The organism is Hyphobacterium sp. SN044, from assembly GCF_021864465.1.
In the GTDB taxonomy this organism is placed as follows: Bacteria; Pseudomonadota; Alphaproteobacteria; order Caulobacterales; family Maricaulaceae; genus Hyphobacterium.
Genome location: NZ_JAKKUV010000002.1, coordinates 187,141 through 204,182, shown reverse-complemented (window position 1 = coordinate 204,182; position 17,042 = coordinate 187,141). Strand labels below are relative to the sequence as shown.

Sequence of the window (17,042 nt, the reverse complement as noted above, 5' to 3'; positions counted from 1 at the left end):
ATAGGCATGAAGGGGTCAAAAATGGGTGAAGCCGGCCGATTCGATTGAAAGCGTCTCGCCGGTCATGCCGAGCGCCGTCACGCCCTCGCCCTCGGTGACCTCGCCGATCTGCGTCAGCCGCACCCCCGACTGCAGCGCCGCCATATAGGCCGCGTCGAACGCGTCCGGTGGCAGGGTGAAGAGCAGCTCGTAGTCATCGCCCGCGCTGGCGAGCGTGATCAGAGCCGCATCGAGATCACCCTGGTCACCAAGCCATTCCGCCGTCGCATCGGAGCGCGGCAAATCCCCGAGATTGAGCGTCAGTCCCACACCGCTCGCCGCCGCGATATGTCCGGCATCGGCCAGAAGCCCGTCCGACACGTCGATGCAGGCCGTCGCCTTGCCCCGCAGCGACAGCCCCAATTCGAGCCGCGGCGCCGGCACCCGGTAGCGCGTCGCGACGTAGTCCCGCGCCTCGTCAGACAGATCGAATTCGCCCTGCAGGAGTCTGAGGCCCAGACCGGCATCGCCGATCGTGCCGGTCACGCAGATCAGGTCGCCCGGCTTCGCGCCGGACCGTGTCAGGGCCTGGCCCTTCGGCGTCTTGCCGATCGCCGTGATCGTCATCGTCCACGGGCCGGGCGTGACAGTGGTGTCGCCGCCGATCAGCGGCAGTTCCGCGCCGTTCAGGTCCTCGGCCAGCCCCCGCACCCAGTCCTCGCGCAGCGCCTCGCCGCCGTCGCGCGGCCAGGCCACGGACGCCATGACAGCGACCGGCATTGCGCCCATCGCGGCGAGATCGGACAGGTTCACCCTGAGCGCCTTGCGCGCCACGAGGTGGGCCGGGTCGGTGTCGAGGAAATGTACGCCGGCGACGAGCATGTCCTGGGTCAGGACGATCTCCTCGTCCGGTCCGCACGACAGAAGCGCCGCATCGTCCTTCAGGTCCAGCGCACCCGGGAAACCGCGGCTCAACGCCGCCAGCCTGTCCCGGATGAAGCCGAACTCGTTCAAGCTATTTCGCTTTCATCTCGTCGCCGCGCACCTTGCGCGCGCAGGTGTCGAGCGCCGCATTGACGAAACCCGGCTCAGGGCCTTCGAAGAAGGCGTGCGCGACATCGACATACTGGTCGATCACGACGCGGGCCGGCACGTCCGGCCGCTTCATCAGCTCATAGGCGCCGCAGCGCAGGATCGCGCGCACCGTCGCGTCGAGCCGCGGCAATGTCCAGCCCTTGGCGAGCGCACCCTTGACCGCATCGTCGATCTCGGCCTGCGTTGCGACGACGCCGGACAGGATGTCGGAGAACAGGTCTTCGTCCGCTTCCACGATCGGACGCTCGGCGCCTTCCTCGCGAAACCGGACTTCAAGGAATTCCTCGGCCACGGCCTTCGCGCCGCGACCGGACAGATCCATCTGGTAGAGCGCCTGGACCGCTGCGAGCCGCGACGCGGCGCGAAGGCGCGCACGTTCCTCGCTGTCGGTTTCCTTGCGATCAGTCATTGGCTGCCTCGAACCGGTCGCGCAGCGCGATCAGCGACAGGACGGCATGCGCCGCCGCGGCGCCCTTGTTGCGCTTCACGGCGCGTTCCATCGCCTGGTCGCGGTTCTCCACCGTCAGGATGCCGTTCCCGACCGGCACGCCCATCAGGGACAGTTCCATCAGGCCGCGCGCGGACTCGCCGCAGACATAGTCGTAATGGCTGGTCTCGCCGCGAATGACGCAGCCGAGCGCGACATAGCCATCATAGCCAGCGCCGGACGACGCGGCGATCGTGATCGCCCCGGGCAGTTCCAGCGCGCCCGGAACTTCGGCGGTGTCGACGTCGCAGTCCTCCAGCGCTTCGGTCGCGCCCTTCGTCAGGGCGTCGGCCACCTCGCGATAGAAAACGGCGGTGATGATCAGGATCCGGGGTCTCATGAAGCCTCGCTGCGGATGTCCCGCACCTCCTTCACCGTCAGGCCGTAACCGTCAAGGCCGACAATCGTCTGTGGTGCAGTGGACAGGAGGATCATCTCGCGCACGCCCAGATCGAGCAGGATCTGCGCGCCGATTCCGTATTCGCGCAGACGGCGCTCCTCACGCTGTGAGGTCGGTTCGACAGGGGCCGCGCCGAGCCGCTCGATGATCGCATTCGGATTGGTTTCCCGGATGCAGACCATCACGGCCGGGCCGTCATGCGCGGTGAGCGCACGGATACCCTCTTCGACCAGGCCGGACCGGTCACCCGCCGCGCCGATCACATCGTCGGCGAAGCTGACCTTGTGCATCCGGACCAGCGTCGGTGATTTGGCGCTCGGCTTGCCCTTGACCAGCGCGACATGCTCCGCGCCGTCGATCGTGTTGCGGAAAACGACGAGATCGAACGCCCCGCCCCACCGGCTCTCGAACGGGGTTTCCAGCCGCCGCTCGATGAAGCGGTCATGCTTGCGGCGATAGGCGATCAGGTCGGCAATCGTGCCGATCTTCAGCCCGTGCAGCTGCGCGAAGGCGACGAGATCCGGCATACGCGCCATCGTCCCGTCTTCATTCATGATCTCGCAGATCACGCCGGCCGGGCCGAGCCCCGCGAGGCGCGACACGTCCACCGCCGCTTCGGTATGCCCCGCGCGGACCAGCACGCCGCCATCGCGCGCGACCAGCGGGAAGACGTGGCCGGGGGACACGATGTCGTCCGCCCCCTTCGAGGGATCGGTCGCGACCGAGATCGTCCGGGCGCGGTCATGGGCGGATATCCCGGTCGAGATCCCCTCGCGCGCCTCGATGGAGACGGTGAAGGCGGTCTGGTGGCGCGAACGGTTGTCGGAGCTCATCAGCTTCAGACCGAGCGTGTTCGCCCGCTCGCCGGTCAGCGACAGGCAGATCAGCCCGCGCCCGTGCTTGGCCATGAAATTCACCGCATCGGGGGTCGCGAACTGCGCCGGGATGACCAGGTCGCCCTCATTCTCACGGTCATCGGCATCGACCAGGATGAACATCCGCCCGTTGCGGGCATCCTCGATGATGTCCTCGATCGGCGAGAGCGGCGTATCGGAGGTCTGGCTCACTTCGCGGCCTTTTCGAATTGCGCGAGGCGCGCGGCATAGCGCGCCATCAGGTCGACTTCCAGATTGACCGCATCCCCGGCCTTCAGCGCGCCGAGCGTCGTCACCGACGCCGTGTGCGGAATGATCATCACGGAGAACGTCTCAGCGCCCGCCGTGTTCACCGTCAGCGACACGCCATCGACCGCAATCGAACCCTTCTCGGCGATGAAACGTGCCAGCGCGTCCGGCATCGCGATGTCGATCCTTGTCCACTCGCCCTCACGCGCGAAGGCACGGACCGTGCCGACCCCGTCGACATGGCCCGTCACAAGGTGACCGCCGAGTTCGCCGCCCATTTTCAGCGAGCGTTCGAGATTGACCTTCGAGCCTTGCATCCAGCTCCCGAGCGTCGTGCGCGCCAACGTCTCCGGCGAAACCTCGACGGTATGAATCGCGCCTTCGCCGTTCGCTTTGACGGACGTCACCGTCAGGCAGGCCCCGGCGTGACTGATCGACGCGCCGAGTTCGATGCCCGCGGCATCGTACGGGCTGCGCACGGCGAAGCGGTGAACATCGCCCGCCTCGACCGAAACGATCTCGCCGACCGCACTGACCAGTCCCGTGAACATTCAATCGCCCGCCCGCTCGTAGGATTCCCAGAGATCGTCGCCGCATTCGGTGACGGATTTGCGGGAGAAGATGGGCGCTTCGTCCAAACGCTCAAGGCCGAGACTGTCGATCGCACTGCGCGCATCCCCGCCAAGCAGTATCGGCGCGCGAAACCATTCGATCCGGTCGACGAGTCCCGAGCGCATCGCCGCTCCGGCCATCTTGCCGCCCGCCTCGATCATCACGGTCTCGATGCCTTCTCTGGCCAGGTGCTCCAGAACGGATTTCAGGCTGATCGACGGACCGTCATAGCGGTTGAGTGCGACGACCTTTGCCTTTGCCGCAACGCGGTCGCGCAGATGCACCGGCACGCTGCCGCCACAGAACACCATGACCGGACCGCCTTCGGCATCGTTCAGTATCTGCGCTTCGGGCGAAATCTTCAGATGCGTGTCGAGCACGACTCGCCGGGGCTGGGCCGGTTCCTCGCCCTCGATACGGGCCGACATCAGCGGATCGTCCGTCAGCACGGTGCCGATCCCGGTCATGACCGCGTCGTGTTCGGCGCGCAGGCGATGGACTTCGGCGCGTGACTCCGGCCCGGTGATCCATTGCGACGCGCCATTCGTCAGCGCGATCCGGCCGTCGAGCGATGTGGCAAGCTTCAACGTGACGCGCGGACGCGTCATTCGCCGTCCTTCGGCTTTTCGGTTTTGCCCTTCGGGCTCAATTTTTCGCCGCTGATGAACTGGCTGAAATCGCCGACCTCGCGGAAGTCGCGATAGACCGAGGCGTAGCGGACATAGGCCACCGGATCGAGATTCTTGAGCGCGTCCATGACCAGCTCGCCGATCTTCTCCGACGGGATTTCCGGCTCGCCGAGGCTTTCCAGGCGCCGGACGATGCCGGACACCATCTGCTCGATCCGCTCGGGATCGATATTGCGCTTCTGCGCCGCCAGCTGGACCGAACGCTCCAGCTTGTGCCGGTCAAAGGGCGCACGCCGCCCGCCCTTCTTCAGCACGGTCAGCTCACGCAACTGCACCCGTTCGAACGTGGTGAAACGCGCGCCGCAGGACGGGCATTGCCGCCGCCGCCGGATCGCCGCACCGTCCTCGGCCGGGCGGCTGTCCTTCACCTGCGTGTCGTCATGCGAACAGAAGGGGCAGCGCAAATTGCGTCTCCTCAGACGAGTTCGGGATAGATCGGGAAGCGACCGGTCAGCTCGGTCACAGCCTCGCGCACGCGCTTTTCGACCGCGGCGTCGCCCGACCGGTTTGCGGCGAGCGCATCGAGCACTTCGCCCATCCATTCGCCGATCTGACGGAATTCATCCGTGCCAAAGCCGCGCGTCGTTCCCGCCGGGGAACCCACACGCAGACCGGAAGTAACTGTCGGCTTTTCCGGGTCGAACGGCACGCCATTCTTGTTGCAAGTCATGCCCGCACGCTCGAGCGCCTTCTCGCCGATATCACCGGTCAGCGACTTCGGACGCAGATCGATCAGCGCGAGATGGCTGTCCGTCCCGCCGGAAACGACCGCATAACCCGCGGCCTGAACCGCGTCGGCCATCACCTTGCAATTCTCGACGACGGCTTTCGCATAGGCCTTGAACTCAGGCTTCAGTGCCTCGCCGAAGGCCACGGCCTTGCCGGCGATGACATGCATGAGCGGACCGCCCTGCAGGCCCGGGAAGATCGCGGAATTGAACTTCTTCCCGAGATCGGCGTCGCGCGACAGGATCATGCCGCCGCGCGGACCGCGCAGCGTCTTGTGCGTGGTTGTCGTCACAACGTCGGCATGCGGCAGCGGATTGGGGTAGACGCCCCCGGCGACCAGGCCGGCGAAATGCGCCATGTCGACCATGAGATACGCCCCGACCTCGTCTGCGATCGAGCGGAAGGCCTCGAAGTCGATTGTGCGCGGATAGGCCGAGCCGCCCGCGATGATCATCTTCGGCTGAACCTCTTTGGCCTGCTCGCGCAGCTTGTCGTAATCGATCAGCGCGTTGTCTTCGCGCACGCCATAGGCATGGGCTTCGAACCACTTGCCGGAAATGTTGGGCTTCGCGCCGTGGGTCAGGTGACCGCCGGCATCGAGACTCATGCCGAGGATCTTGTCGCCGGGCTGAAGCAGCGCCAGAAACACGCCCTGATTGGCTTGGCTGCCGGAATTGGGCTGCACATTGGCATAGGCCGCACCGAACAATTGCTTCGCGCGATCAATGGCGAGTTCCTCGGCAATGTCCACGAATTCGCAGCCGCCATAATAACGCTTGCCGGGATAGCCCTCCGCATACTTGTTGGTCAGAGGCGAACCCTGCGCCTCCAGTACGGCGCGCGACACAATGTTTTCCGACGCGATCAGCTCGATCTGATCCTGCTGACGGCGGACCTCCTGCCGGATGGCCTGGGCCAGATCCGGATCGCGCTCCGCCAGAGACTGCGTGAAGAATTGTTGTGTGTGACCGCTCGAACCCGACATCGTGTGACTCCCTTCGCCTTCATCCCCTAGATACGGATGCTCTGCCGTGCTGGCAACGCATGAGCCCCGCAGGCGCGAACGCTCGAGCCTTTGCACGCGCAAAGTGCATTTGAACAAATTTTACCGTAATATTGACTTGAAAGCTTCTTTACATAGGACTACCACCCGGTCAGGCCTTTTCTTGCCGAGTTCGAAGCCGTTTCAAACAACAGGTAGATTGATGACCGAAGAAACCTCTCCCATCGTCGACAACGAAGAACTGCTGCGCATGACGACCGACATCGTCGCGTCCTTTGTTGCGAACAATTCGATCCCGTCTGAGTCGCTGCCGGAACTGATTCGCAATGTTCATGCGACGATGAATGATATTTCGGGCACCGGCGTGAAGCCGGAAGTGAAGCAGAAGCCGGCCGTTCCGGTTTCGAAGTCCGTCACGGACGACTTCATCATCTGTCTGGAAGACGGCAAGAAGCTGAAAATGCTGAAGCGCTATCTGCGCTCGCAATACGATATGTCGCCGGAAGATTACCGCCGCAAGTGGGGCCTGCCCGCCGACTATCCGATGGTCGCGCCGAACTATTCCAAGCGCCGCTCGCAATTTGCCAAGCAGATCGGCCTCGGCCGTGGCGGCAAGGCAGCCAAGAAGAAGTAATCAGGTCGTTTCAGACCTTGATACCGCGGCCGGGCCCAGTGCCCGGCCGTTTCTTTTCCGGGGTGTCCTTGCCGGTCAGGCCCAGCTTTCGGTCGAGCTTCGCCACGACAACACGCTTCATCTCCGCCTCGGTGGCGGATTTCGGCGCCTGGATGACGACTTCCTCGCCGGTCTCGACGTCGATCGCCGCCACGCGCACGGCGTGGCCCATATCGATGAATTCGATCAGGTATTCGCGCCCCTGCCCGCCGGAATCATGTCCGCCGGACGCGCTGCTCATGCGACCCGGACGTTGGAATAGCGCTGGAAGACGGCACGCAGAGCATCGACCAGCTCGTCCATCATCGCGTCCGTGTGCAGCGGCGACGGGGTGAACCGCAGGCGCTCGGTGCCGCGCGGCACGGTCGGGTAGTTGATCGGCTGGACGTAGATGCCGTGCTCTTCCAGCAGCACATCGCTGAGCCGCTTGCACAGTACCGGATCGCCGACCTTCACCGGCACGATATGCGTCGGCGTGTCCATCACCGGCAGGCCGGCATCGGCCAGCTTCGCCTTCAGTGTCGCGGCGCGTTCCTGGTGCCGCTCGCGCAGCGAATGGTCCGACTTCAGGTATTCGACGCTTGCCCGCGCCCCGGCGGCCAGTGCCGGCGCCAGCGACGTCGTGAAGATGAAGCCCGGTGCCCAGGAGCGGATCGCGTCGACGATCACGGCATCCGCAGCAATATAACCGCCCATGACGCCGAATGCCTTGCCGAGCGTGCCTTCGATAATAGTCAGCCGGTCCGCCAGCCCTTCCTGTTCGGAGATGCCGCCGCCGCGCAGACCGTAGAGCCCGACGGCGTGAACCTCGTCCAGATAGGTCATCGCGCCATACTTGTCGGCGAGATCGCAGACCGCCTCGATGGGGCCGATATCGCCGTCCATCGAATAGACGCTCTCGAACGCAATCAGCTTCGGCGCATCCTTCGGCGCGGCTTTCAGCAATTCCTCGAGATGGGCAACGTCATTGTGCCGCCAGACATGTTTCTCGCACTTGGCGCCGCGCACACCCTCGATCATCGAGGCATGGTTCAGCGCGTCGGAGAAGATGATCAGATTCGGCAGGATCTTGCCGAGCGTGGCGATCGTCGCCTCGTTCGAGATATAGCCGGAGGTGAAGAGCAACGCGGCTTCCTTGCCGTGCAGATCGGCGAGCGAACGCTCCAGCTCGACATGGTAATTCGTTGTGCCGGAGATGTTGCGCGTGCCGCCCGCGCCGGCGCCGACCTCGTCGATCGCCTTTTTCATCGACTCCGTCACGCAGGCACTTTGCCCCATGCCGAGATAGTCGTTTGAACACCACACCGTCACATCGCGCGTATCGCCGTCCGGCGTCCGCCAGCGGGCGCGCGGGAATTCACCCTTGCGGCGCAGCAGGTTCGCGAAGACCCGGTAGCGCCCCTCGGCGCGGACACGCGCCACGGCACTGGTGAAGGCGGCTTTGTAGTCCATCATCGTCCTGCTCGTTGAACGGCTTGGCCGTCACGATTCCGTTGCGGACGTTAAAACACGCCCGAACGTTCATGGCGAGAAGGACAGATAGACGCAGGCGCTGAAAATTACAGGCGGAACCGGATATGGTCGGTCCAGAAGCGCTCCAGGCGGCCGAGCGCCAGATTGGTCGCCTCGACCTTGTCCTCTTCCAGACCCCCCGACGGGCCGAGCGCCGCCGACTGGCGCGCGAACAGGCCGGTCAGAAGCGCGCGGACCGCATGGCCCTTGTCGGTCAGGGCAATCTGGACCGTGCGCCGGTCATCTTCCGACCGGTTCTGGTCGATATAGCCGAGATCGACGAGCTTCTTCAGATTGTAGGAGACGTTCGAGCCGAGATAGTGCCCGCGCGTGCGCAGCTCGCCCGCGGTCAGGACCGAATCCCCGATATTGAACAGCAAAAGCGCCTGAACACTGGTCAGGTCGCCCATGCCTTCCCGGTCGAGTTCGTCCTTGACGACATCGAGCAGGTGACGGTGCAGACGCTCCACGCGCTGCAGCATTTCCAGATAGTCCGGGCGCACTTTGGCGCCGCTGGACAGGACTTCGGCAATCGCCATATCCCGCACTCCAATCCACCCAAGATTTTTCTTGTTTGCGGACCAGAGTGCCAGACAGGGGTAAAGAAACCGCTTAAGCGACTGTTCAGCCGCGCCAGCTGCCGTCGATCATCTTGAAAATGCCCGAGAAATCCTTCTCGCGCCCGCCCAGACCGTCGAACATGGCATAGAGGGCTTCGGCCTGCGCGCCGAGCGGCGTCGACGCTCCGGCGGTCGCCGCGGCATCCATCGCCAGCTTCAGATCCTTCAGCATCATCGCGGTGGCGAAGCCCGGCGTGTAGTCGCGGTTCGCCGCCGAGGACGGAAGCGGACCCGGCACTGGGCAATAGCTGGTCAGCGACCAGTTCTGCCCCGAGGCCTTCGACGCGATGTCGAAGAATTTCTGCCGGTCGAGTCCCAGCTTGTCGGCCAGCGCGAAGGCCTCGCACGTGCCGATCATGTGGATCGCCAGCAGCATGTTGTTGCAGATCTTCGCCGCCTGCCCCGTCCCGGCATCGCCGGCATGGATCACCGCCTTGCCCATCTTCGACAGATAGTCTTCGGCCTTTTTGAACGCCGCTTCCGGACCGCCGACCATGAAGGTCAGCGTGCCGCCTTCGGCTGCCGCGACACCGCCCGACACCGGCGCATCAACGAAGTCGAAGCCCTTGGCCGCCGCCGCCTCGCCGACCGAACGCGCCGTGGCCACGTCGATCGTCGAACAATCCATCATCAGCGTGCCGGGCTTGGCGTTCGGGAAAATCTCGCCCTCATAGACCGACCGCACATGCTTGCCCGCGGGCAGCATGGTGACGACCGCCGCCGCCCCCGCCACGGCATTTGCCGCACTGTCGACACCGCGCGCCCCGGCCGCTTCGGCCCGTTTCACCGCTTCCGGCGACAGGTCGAAGGCGTGGACGGTATGCCCGGCCTTGGCGAGGTTCGCCGCCATGCCCGAGCCCATATTCCCGAGGCCGATGAATGCGATATGGCTCATTTTCTTTCCCAAGGTTTGTTCGAAACGGTAGAAATTCCTGCGTTCGGGGCAGGCTTTGGAACAGGCCCGTGCTTGTTGACCCTCTCCTCCGAGGGGATCAACATCATGATCAATAGAATAATTCCACCAATGTAGGGGATCAGAGAGATCAATACCCACCAACCAGAATTTCCTGAATCGTGCAATCGACGAACAGTAACCGCTAGGTGGGGTATTATCGTTCCAACCAAAAATACAATTATAATAAATGAAAATGCCGCCCCAATTGAGTCATAATTTCGCGAATGACGTATTTCGGTATTCTCTGTTATTAAAATAAAAACACCAATCATTCCAATGAGTATAACATAATAAAATAAAACAAACGACCAAAATTCTTTCCGTCGCGCCCTGCCCTCAAAACTTGCAAAAAGACGAAAGCTTTTTATAAAATACTCCCAGAGACTTAGATCCTCATTTGTGTGGGTCGATGTGGGCGCAATTCTGGGTTTCGAGATGGCCGTGGCGTGGACAATAACGATCTCGGTTGCGCGCCCGTCGACAATTTGAAAGTCAACTCTGGTTCCTTGAAAAATTGGCTCCAGCTGCATCAGATCAGAACGTTGAAACCGGTATCTTTGTCCATCGTCCCCACTGATTAGTCCCTCTCCAATCGCATCGTCATAACGAAGAACTTCCCCCCGCATCGCTGGCCTCCACGAAATCCAGATCACTCATGATAGCAAAAGAATTTGCCATCTATTTTGAGTGGTTGAAAGGGACTCAATCCTCCAGAAACGTCAGTTCCTGCGCGTCCGGCAGGGGCTCGAAATAGCGCTCGATGCGCAGCTCGCCGACACCGCCAAGCGTTGCCGGACGCCATTGCGGCGCATTGTCCTTGTCGATGATGACGGCGCGCACGCCCTCGTAGAAATCCTTGCCGGTCAGGCAGCGGACAGAGATGCGCAGCTCCTGGCGCATCACGTCCTCGAACTCCATGTCCGCGCCCTTGCGGATCGCCATTGCGGTCAACACCATCGCGGTCGGGGACTTCTTCGCCAGGATCGCGGCCTGCTCGGTCGACCACGGGTCGCGGGCGTCTTCCATGCGCGAGACCATTTCCGCCACGTCGTCGCCCGCGAAGGCCCGGTCGATCAGACCGCGCGTATGCGCGAGCTGCGAATGACCCGGATCACCGGCATGGGCGTCGAGAATGTCTTCCAGCGCCTCGCCGTCGGCATCGAGATCGGCGCTTTCCAGCGCCCCGACCAGATCGTCATGCTTGTCGGACGGCACGTAATGCGTCGCGATCCCGGCCGCGAGCGAATCCGCGGCCTTCAGGCGCGCGCCCGTCAGCCCCATCCACATGCCGAGCTCGCCTTCGAGCCTCGGCAGGAAATACGTGCCGCCGACATCGGGGAAGAAGCCGATACCCGTCTCCGGCATGGCCAGCATGGTGCGGTCGCCCGCCACGCGGTGCGAGCCGTGGACCGAAATGCCGACCCCGCCGCCCATCGTGATGCCGTCGATCAGCGCGACATAGGGTTTCGGATAGCGCTTGATCAGCGTGTTCAACTGGTATTCGTCGTGCCAGAAGCGCCACGCCTCGTCGGTCCCCGCCTTGCCGCTGTCGTGCAGCATGCGGATATCGCCGCCGGCGCAGAACCCCTTCTCGCCCTCACCGTCGACAACGACCGCCTTCACGCCGTCGTCGTTCTTCCAGGCGAGCAGCGCCCGCGTCATGGCGTGCACCATGGCCGTGTTCAGCGCATTCAGCGCCTTGGGTCGGTTGAGCGTGATCCGCCCGACCTGGCCAGTCTTGCGGGCGATGATCTCGTCGGTCATGTCAGCTCCGGTCTCTGAGGTCATGGCATGGGATGCCGTTCGCCAGCGCCACGGTCAACAGGTGACCGTCTCGGGATACCAGCTCCGCCTCCGCTTCCAACGCCAGCGCAAGATAGGCAGCATCGAAGAGGCTTAGCCTGACACCATGCGCGAACCGCGTGAGTTCGCTGATACTTTGTCCGGAAATGGCTGGCTCCAGGACCACACCCAAAGCGTCCAGTGAAGCCAGCCCTGCATCGAGTTCGAACGCGCCACGTGACGCGAACAACCTCAACAGATTGCACATTTCCCAAGCAAAAATATTCGGGGCTATCAACCGTATTCCAGAGGACGATCTGAATGCGTCCGCATATGCGGAAGCCTGCGACCTGATCAGCCAGGCAGCGGCCACAGACGCATCGACAACGACCGGCCTCACGACCGGATAGTCTCCTTCAGCTCATCCCAACTTTGCTGATCAAGATCCGCGACCGCCATTTGGCTATTCCGGAACGCTTTCAGCCTGGCGAGCAATTCCTCCGAATTCAATGGCCGGCCAGCCCCTGTTACTCTTGAGAGCCGCACAATCGGCTTGCCGTGCCGGGTAATGACGATCTCCTCCCCCGTCGCCTCGATCTCCTCGATCAGCTTCGACAGGTGCGTCTTGGCTTCCAGCACGCCGACTTCACGCATGTCCGGCCTCCCATTTCTGACCATAAATATAGTCAGATTTTGTCTGGAGCGGAACCCCTACTTCATCACGTCCTTGGCGATGATGACGCGCATGATCTCGTTCGTGCCTTCAAGGATTTGGTGGACGCGGAGGTCCCGCAGGATGCGCTCGATCGGATAGTCCTTCAGATAGCCGTAGCCGCCATGCAGCTGCAGCGCCTGATTGGTCACGTCGAAACACGCATCGGTCGCGAACCGCTTCGCCATCGCGCAATATTTCGGCGCCGACGGGTCTTTCGCATCAATCGACGCCGCCGCCCGGTAGAGCATCAGGCGCGCCGCCTCGATATCCGTCGCCATGTCGGCCAGCTTGAACTGCGTCACCTGAAACCCGGCGATCGGCTTGCCGAACTGGGTGCGCGATTTCACGTACTCGTTCGCCACGTCGAACGCCTGTGCCGCCCCGCCGAGCGAGCACGCGCCGATATTCACCCGGCCGCCATTCAGGCCCATCATCGCGATCTTGAAGCCGATGCCTTCCTCGCCCAGCCGGTTGGCGGCGGGGATGCGGCAATCCTCGAAATTGACGACCGCCGTCGGCTGGGAATTCCAGCCCATCTTCTTCTCGTTCGCGCCGAAACTGAGCCCCTTCGTGCCGTTTTCGACCACGAAGGTGGAAATGCCCGACGGCCCTTCACCGCCCGTTCGCGCCATCACGACATAGATGTCGCTGCGCCCGCCACCGGAGATGAAGGCTTTCGAGCCGTTGAGGACGTAGTCGTCGCCATCGCGCACCGCCTTGGTGCGCAGCGATGCGGCGTCGGACCCGGCTCCCGGCTCGGTCAGGCAATAGCTCGCGAAATGCTCCATCGACATCAGCTTCGGCAGGAATTTCGCCCGCTGTTCGTCATCGCCCCAGGTGTCGATCATCCAGGCGCACATGTTGTGGATCGAGATATAGGCCGCCGTGGAGGTGCAGCCGCGCGCCAGCTGTTCGAAGATCAGCGCCGCGTCGAGCCGCGTCATGCCGGAGCCGCCATGCTCCTCGCCGACATAGATGCCGGCAAAGCCCATCGCCGCGGCTTCCTGCAGCACATCGACCGGGAAGTGCTTCTTTTCGTCCCATTCCGCCGCGTTCGGGGCCATCCGATCTTCGGCGAATTTCCGGGCGGCGTCCTGTATCAGGCTCTGGTCTTCCGTCAGGGCGAAGTTCAAAGCGCGTCTCCGTTGGTCTAGGAAGGGCGGCGAAGGCCTAGCGCGGCACACCCGCGCGGGCAAGCATACGAGAGGGAGTTGATACATGGGCGCATTCCCGGCAACCCGCATGCGGCGGCTTCGCCAGTCGGACTGGACACGGCGTCTGGTCCGCGAGCGTCATGTCACGCCCGACGATCTCGTCTGGTCGGTGGTCGTCACCGATTCCGGCAAGGACCGCGACCCCGTCGGCGCCATGCCGGGCGTTGAACGCTTTTCGGTGAAGGAACTCGTGAAGGAAGCGAAGATCGCCCGCGATCTCGGCATCCCGGCCATCGCGATGTTCCCGCATATCGACCCGGCGAAGAAGGACGAGCATGGCACCGAGGCGCTGAACCCGGACGGTCTCGTCCCGACCGCCATCAAGGCGATCAAGGACGCCGTGCCGGATATCGGCATCATCTGCGACGTCGCGCTCGACCCCTTCACCAGCCACGGCCATGACGGCGTCCTGAAAGACGGTGTCATCCTCAATGACGAGACGGTCGAACGCCTCGTCGAGCAGGCGCTGGTCCAGGCCCGTGCCGGCTGCGACGTCATCGCCCCGTCGGACATGATGGACGGGCGGATCGGCGCGGTGCGCGATGCGCTGGAGGGCGACGGCCACACCGACACGCTGATCCTGTCCTATGCCGCGAAATACGCCTCGGGCTTCTACGGCCCCTACCGGGAAGCCATCGGCTCGGCCGGCGTGCTGACCGGCGACAAGAAGACCTATCAGATGGACCCGGGCAACATCTCCGAGGCGCTGCGCGAGGTCGAACTCGACCTCGCCGAAGGCGCCGACATGGTGATGGTGAAGCCGGGCCTGCCTTACCTCGACATCGTCAAATTCGTCTCCGACACCTTCGCCGTACCTGTGCTCGCCTTCCAGGTCTCCGGCGAATACGCGATGATCGAGGCGGCGGCGGCCAATGGCTGGATCGACGGCGACCGGGTGATGCTCGAAACCCTGCTGGCCTTCCGTCGTGCGGGGGCCAGCGGCATCGTGACCTATTTCGCTCCCAGGGCGGCGAGGCTGTTGAATGGATAGACCACTTGCTACGGGACCTATCGAAACACATCCGGAGCTCAAACACCTTCGGTACGAGTTGGACATGCTTCGGGCTACAGCCGAACTACTTCGATACACTGGCGATGGAGCGATCAAGAACGCATTTCTTGAATCTTTTGCGATCCACACGCGCGCTTTGATCCATTTCTATTTTCCTGGGCCGAGCCACCGTACCGGCGATCTTAGAGCCGCAGAATACTGCAATCCCGAAACCCCTTGGCCCCACTGGTCAATTCCAGACGACAACAAATTGCTCCGAGAAGCCAAAACACGCGCCGATAAGCAGATTGCGCACCTCACGAAGGATCGCGGGAACAATGCGTCCGTAGGAAAGCTATGGGATGCGCACGCAATCTTGGCTGAGCTAGAAAACCTCGAGCAGCAATTTTATCAATTGGCGACCCCTGAAGCCCGTGCTGCGATTTGGGAATAACGATGTCAGGCTCTTCGGTTGCAGAGATGAAAAAGTGACCGCGATGAAAAATCCCTCCCCCGAAACGCTGGCCGTGCAGGCAATGCACCGGATCGATGGCGAAACCGGCGCGGTCATTCCGCCGATCCATCCCGCCTCGACCTATGCCCGCGGCGCGGACAATGCGCTGATCGGCGCGGTCGATTACCGCCGCCCCGAAGGCCCGACAGAGCAGCATGTCGCGGACGTGCTCGCCGCGCTCGAAGGCGCGAACGATGCCCGCCTCTTTTCCTCCGGCATGGCCGCCGTCGCCGCCGTTGTGGAGAGCATCCCGGCGGGCGGCCATGTCGTGGCGCAGACCCGGATGTATTACGGCGCGAAGGCGCTGATGGAGCGCGCGGCCGCCAAGGGCCGCATCGCCCTCACCCTCGTCGAGCCGGGCGACACGGCGGAACTGAAGGAAGCCGTCTCGGGCCGCGGCACCGATCTGGTCTGGATCGAGACCCCGGCCAATCCCTGCTGGGACGTGGTCGACATCGCCGCCTCGGCGGAGATCGCGCACGCCGCTGGCGCGATACTGGCCATAGACGGCACCTGCGCCCCGCCCTGCACGACGCGCGCACTCGATCTCGGTGCCGACATCGTGATGCATTCCGCGACGAAGTATCTCAATGGCCATTCCGACGTGCTCGCCGGAGTGCTGGCAACTCGCGATACCGGCCCGCGCTGGGCGGAAATTTGCGAAGTCCACAACAAGACCGGCGCCATACCCGGCGCGTTCGAAAGCTGGCTGTTGATGCGCGGCCTGCGCACCCTCTTCATCCGCTTCGAACGTCAGAGCGCCAACGCCATGGCCGTCGCCGAGGCGATGACGGGCCATCCCGCCGTGAACGCCGTCCTCTATCCCGGCCTGACCACGCATCCCGGCCACGCCATCGCAGCCAGGCAGATGACCGGCGGCTTCGGCGGCATGCTCTCGCTGCGCCTCAAGGGCGGGTTCGACGCCGCCCGGAAGTTGGCGGCGGGAACCAGGCTCTTCATCCAGGCGACCTCGCTCGGCGGGGTGGAAAGCCTGATCGAGCACCGCGCCCCGGTCGAAGGCCCGCAGACCACAACGCCGGGCGATCTCGTCCGCCTGTCCTGCGGCATCGAACCGGCGGAAGAAATGATCGCGGATCTGAAGGGCGTGCTGGACCGGTTGTGAGTAATTGGTGTTCCCGCGAAAGCGGGAATCCGACTGAATTGCTTCTCCCTTCAGGGAGAAGGTGGCGCGAAGCGCCGGATGAGGGGTCTTCTATTTCTGTACAGCCGAAGAGAAAAGACCCCTCACCCCAGCCCTCTCCCTGAAGGGAGAGGGAGAAAGCGGTGCTAAACCTTCCCGATCGGCGGCAGCGACCATTTGAACTGGATCGCGCAGCCGCGCAGCACGAAGGCGATGAGCGCTCCGCCAACCGCCGCGAAGCTGGGGCCAATCCCGAGCGCCAGCGCCGCGACATAGGCCGCAGCGCCAGCGAGTGCGGCAAGCGCATAGACGTCTTCGCGCAGCACCAGCGGCACATCGTTGACGATGATGTCGCGGATCAGACCGCCAAAGGCCGCGCTCATCACGCCGGTCAGGAGCGCGATCGTCCAGTGCGCCCCGGCTTCAAGCCCCGCCTGCGCGCCGATCACACAGAAGGCCGACATGCCCACCGCGTCCGCCCAGACCAGAACGACGCGCCGGTTCGCCACCGCCTGTGCCCAGCCCGAGGAGTAATACCCGGCGAGCGCCCCGCCGAGCGCCACCCAGAGATAGACCGGCGCCTCGACCCAATAGACCGGCAGCGTGCCGAGCAAGACGTCGCGCAAAGTCCCTCCGCCCATGCCAGTCACCGCGCCCAGAATGGCCGCGCCGAACGGGTCGAGCGCCTTTCGCGCCGCCAGCATCCCGCCGGAGAAAGCGAACAGCGCGATCCCGCCAAAGTCGAGGAAAAGAAAGAGGGTTTCGACACTCATAGTATTTGCTGCACCGCAATATCTTTCGATAGAG

General features: G+C 63.5%; 22 protein-coding genes. 4 read left to right on the top strand and 18 right to left on the bottom strand.

What is annotated here, in order from left to right:
- Positions 1-15: 15 nt before the first annotated feature.
- Genes thiL through glyA form a run of 8 tightly spaced genes read right to left on the bottom strand, consistent with a single transcriptional unit; the run spans position 16 to position 6,100 of the window.
- Complete coding sequence (gene thiL, locus L5876_RS03890; protein WP_236954795.1) at positions 16-993, bottom strand: thiamine-phosphate kinase; 978 nt, start codon at positions 991-993, stop codon at positions 16-18.
- Position 994: 1 nt separating this feature from the next.
- Entirely contained in the window at positions 995-1,483 is a 489-nt protein-coding gene (gene nusB, locus L5876_RS03885) for a transcription antitermination factor NusB (protein WP_236954793.1), read from the bottom strand.
- Positions 1,476-1,901 (bottom strand): 6,7-dimethyl-8-ribityllumazine synthase, encoded by a 426-nt coding sequence (ribH, locus tag L5876_RS03880; RefSeq protein ID WP_236954791.1) that lies wholly within the window; start codon positions 1,899-1,901, stop codon positions 1,476-1,478. The genes nusB and ribH overlap by 8 nt, the downstream gene beginning before the upstream one ends.
- Positions 1,898-3,028 (bottom strand): 3,4-dihydroxy-2-butanone-4-phosphate synthase, encoded by a 1,131-nt coding sequence (gene ribB, locus L5876_RS14810; RefSeq protein ID WP_236954789.1) that lies wholly within the window; start codon positions 3,026-3,028, stop codon positions 1,898-1,900. The genes ribH and ribB overlap by 4 nt, the downstream gene beginning before the upstream one ends.
- Positions 3,025-3,636: a riboflavin synthase gene (locus L5876_RS03870; protein WP_236954787.1), complete on the bottom strand. Its 612-nt coding sequence runs from the start codon at positions 3,634-3,636 to the stop codon at positions 3,025-3,027. The genes ribB and L5876_RS03870 overlap by 4 nt, the downstream gene beginning before the upstream one ends.
- Positions 3,637-4,305 carry a RibD family protein gene (locus L5876_RS03865; protein ID WP_236954785.1) on the bottom strand — a complete coding sequence of 223 codons (669 nt, stop codon included), beginning with the start codon at positions 4,303-4,305 and terminating at the stop codon, positions 3,637-3,639.
- Positions 4,302-4,790, bottom strand: coding sequence for a transcriptional regulator NrdR (gene nrdR / locus L5876_RS03860; protein ID WP_236954783.1), 489 nt, complete (start codon positions 4,788-4,790; stop codon positions 4,302-4,304). The genes L5876_RS03865 and nrdR overlap by 4 nt, the downstream gene beginning before the upstream one ends.
- Positions 4,791-4,801: 11 nt before the next feature.
- The gene (gene glyA / locus L5876_RS03855; RefSeq protein ID WP_236954781.1) at positions 4,802-6,100 is read right to left on the bottom strand and encodes a serine hydroxymethyltransferase; all 1,299 of its coding nucleotides are present in this window, start codon (positions 6,098-6,100) and stop codon (positions 4,802-4,804) included.
- Between the two features lie 220 nt (positions 6,101-6,320).
- Between glyA and L5876_RS03850 the strand changes: the two genes are divergently transcribed.
- Positions 6,321-6,752, top strand: coding sequence for a MucR family transcriptional regulator (locus L5876_RS03850; RefSeq protein ID WP_236954779.1), 432 nt, complete (start codon positions 6,321-6,323; stop codon positions 6,750-6,752).
- Positions 6,753-6,762: 10 nt separating this feature from the next.
- On the opposite strand, the gene L5876_RS03845 is transcribed toward L5876_RS03850, so the two are convergent.
- The 9 genes from L5876_RS03845 to L5876_RS03805 all read right to left on the bottom strand — a co-directional run bounded on the left by L5876_RS03845 (position 6,763) and on the right by L5876_RS03805 (position 13,508).
- On the bottom strand, positions 6,763-7,032 hold the full coding sequence (locus tag L5876_RS03845) for a hypothetical protein (RefSeq protein WP_236954777.1): 270 nt from the start codon (positions 7,030-7,032) through the stop codon (positions 6,763-6,765).
- Complete coding sequence (hemA, locus tag L5876_RS03840) at positions 7,029-8,243, bottom strand: 5-aminolevulinate synthase (RefSeq protein ID WP_236955034.1); 1,215 nt, start codon at positions 8,241-8,243, stop codon at positions 7,029-7,031. The genes L5876_RS03845 and hemA overlap by 4 nt, the downstream gene beginning before the upstream one ends.
- Positions 8,244-8,350: 107 nt before the next feature.
- Positions 8,351-8,842 carry a MarR family winged helix-turn-helix transcriptional regulator gene (locus L5876_RS03835; protein ID WP_236954775.1) on the bottom strand — a complete coding sequence of 164 codons (492 nt, stop codon included), beginning with the start codon at positions 8,840-8,842 and terminating at the stop codon, positions 8,351-8,353.
- Between the two features lie 85 nt (positions 8,843-8,927).
- The gene (gene mmsB, locus L5876_RS03830) at positions 8,928-9,818 is read right to left on the bottom strand and encodes a 3-hydroxyisobutyrate dehydrogenase (protein ID WP_236954773.1); all 891 of its coding nucleotides are present in this window, start codon (positions 9,816-9,818) and stop codon (positions 8,928-8,930) included.
- Positions 9,815-10,504, bottom strand: a complete 690-nt coding sequence (locus L5876_RS03825; protein WP_236954771.1) for a DUF805 domain-containing protein — start codon at positions 10,502-10,504, stop codon at positions 9,815-9,817. Before L5876_RS03825 ends, mmsB begins: the two co-directional genes overlap by 4 nt.
- Before the next feature lie 76 nt (positions 10,505-10,580).
- Positions 10,581-11,642, bottom strand: coding sequence for an enoyl-CoA hydratase/isomerase family protein (locus L5876_RS03820; RefSeq protein ID WP_236954769.1), 1,062 nt, complete (start codon positions 11,640-11,642; stop codon positions 10,581-10,583).
- Between the two features lies 1 nt (position 11,643).
- Entirely contained in the window at positions 11,644-12,060 is a 417-nt protein-coding gene (locus L5876_RS03815) for a PIN domain-containing protein (protein WP_236954767.1), read from the bottom strand.
- Entirely contained in the window at positions 12,057-12,314 is a 258-nt protein-coding gene (locus L5876_RS03810; protein ID WP_236954766.1) for a type II toxin-antitoxin system Phd/YefM family antitoxin, read from the bottom strand. The genes L5876_RS03815 and L5876_RS03810 overlap by 4 nt, the downstream gene beginning before the upstream one ends.
- Before the next feature lie 57 nt (positions 12,315-12,371).
- A complete protein-coding gene (locus tag L5876_RS03805) occupies positions 12,372-13,508 on the bottom strand; it encodes an isobutyryl-CoA dehydrogenase (protein ID WP_236954764.1) in 1,137 nt (378 codons plus the stop codon).
- An 85-nt stretch (positions 13,509-13,593) separates the two neighbouring features.
- On the opposite strand from L5876_RS03805, the gene hemB reads away from it, so the two are divergent.
- From hemB to L5876_RS03790, 3 genes are all read left to right on the top strand, one after another.
- A complete protein-coding gene (gene hemB / locus L5876_RS03800; protein WP_236954762.1) occupies positions 13,594-14,580 on the top strand; it encodes a porphobilinogen synthase in 987 nt (328 codons plus the stop codon).
- A 64-nt stretch (positions 14,581-14,644) separates the two neighbouring features.
- Positions 14,645-15,034 carry a hypothetical protein gene (locus tag L5876_RS03795; protein WP_236954760.1) on the top strand — a complete coding sequence of 130 codons (390 nt, stop codon included), beginning with the start codon at positions 14,645-14,647 and terminating at the stop codon, positions 15,032-15,034.
- Positions 15,035-15,077: 43 nt separating this feature from the next.
- Entirely contained in the window at positions 15,078-16,217 is a 1,140-nt protein-coding gene (locus L5876_RS03790) for a PLP-dependent aspartate aminotransferase family protein (RefSeq protein WP_236955033.1), read from the top strand.
- A 164-nt stretch (positions 16,218-16,381) separates the two neighbouring features.
- On the opposite strand, the gene L5876_RS03785 is transcribed toward L5876_RS03790, so the two are convergent.
- A complete protein-coding gene (locus tag L5876_RS03785; protein WP_236954759.1) occupies positions 16,382-17,008 on the bottom strand; it encodes a trimeric intracellular cation channel family protein in 627 nt (208 codons plus the stop codon).
- Between the last annotated feature and the right edge of the window lie 34 nt (positions 17,009-17,042).

Excerpts from the sequence above, each read along its gene's own strand:
- nusB (WP_236954793.1), bottom strand. The coding sequence starts at position 1,483 with ATGACTGATCGCAAGGAAACCGACAGCGAGGAACGTGCGCGCCTTCGC.
- ribH (WP_236954791.1), bottom strand. The coding sequence starts at position 1,901 with ATGAGACCCCGGATCCTGATCATCACCGCCGTTTTCTATCGCGAGGTG.
- L5876_RS03870 (WP_236954787.1), bottom strand. The coding sequence starts at position 3,636 with ATGTTCACGGGACTGGTCAGTGCGGTCGGCGAGATCGTTTCGGTCGAG.
- L5876_RS03865 (WP_236954785.1), bottom strand. The coding sequence starts at position 4,305 with ATGACGCGTCCGCGCGTCACGTTGAAGCTTGCCACATCGCTCGACGGC.
- glyA (WP_236954781.1), bottom strand. The coding sequence starts at position 6,100 with ATGTCGGGTTCGAGCGGTCACACACAACAATTCTTCACGCAGTCTCTG.
- L5876_RS03850 (WP_236954779.1), top strand. The coding sequence starts at position 6,321 with ATGACCGAAGAAACCTCTCCCATCGTCGACAACGAAGAACTGCTGCGC.
- L5876_RS03845 (WP_236954777.1), bottom strand. The coding sequence starts at position 7,032 with ATGAGCAGCGCGTCCGGCGGACATGATTCCGGCGGGCAGGGGCGCGAA.
- hemA (WP_236955034.1), bottom strand. The coding sequence starts at position 8,243 with ATGGACTACAAAGCCGCCTTCACCAGTGCCGTGGCGCGTGTCCGCGCC.
- L5876_RS03835 (WP_236954775.1), bottom strand. The coding sequence starts at position 8,842 with ATGGCGATTGCCGAAGTCCTGTCCAGCGGCGCCAAAGTGCGCCCGGAC.
- mmsB (WP_236954773.1), bottom strand. The coding sequence starts at position 9,818 with ATGAGCCATATCGCATTCATCGGCCTCGGGAATATGGGCTCGGGCATG.
- L5876_RS03825 (WP_236954771.1), bottom strand. The coding sequence starts at position 10,504 with ATGCGGGGGGAAGTTCTTCGTTATGACGATGCGATTGGAGAGGGACTA.
- L5876_RS03820 (WP_236954769.1), bottom strand. The coding sequence starts at position 11,642 with ATGACCGACGAGATCATCGCCCGCAAGACTGGCCAGGTCGGGCGGATC.
- L5876_RS03810 (WP_236954766.1), bottom strand. The coding sequence starts at position 12,314 with ATGCGTGAAGTCGGCGTGCTGGAAGCCAAGACGCACCTGTCGAAGCTG.
- hemB (WP_236954762.1), top strand. The coding sequence starts at position 13,594 with ATGGGCGCATTCCCGGCAACCCGCATGCGGCGGCTTCGCCAGTCGGAC.
- L5876_RS03795 (WP_236954760.1), top strand. The coding sequence starts at position 14,645 with ATGCTTCGGGCTACAGCCGAACTACTTCGATACACTGGCGATGGAGCG.
- L5876_RS03790 (WP_236955033.1), top strand. The coding sequence starts at position 15,078 with ATGAAAAATCCCTCCCCCGAAACGCTGGCCGTGCAGGCAATGCACCGG.
- L5876_RS03785 (WP_236954759.1), bottom strand. The coding sequence starts at position 17,008 with ATGAGTGTCGAAACCCTCTTTCTTTTCCTCGACTTTGGCGGGATCGCG.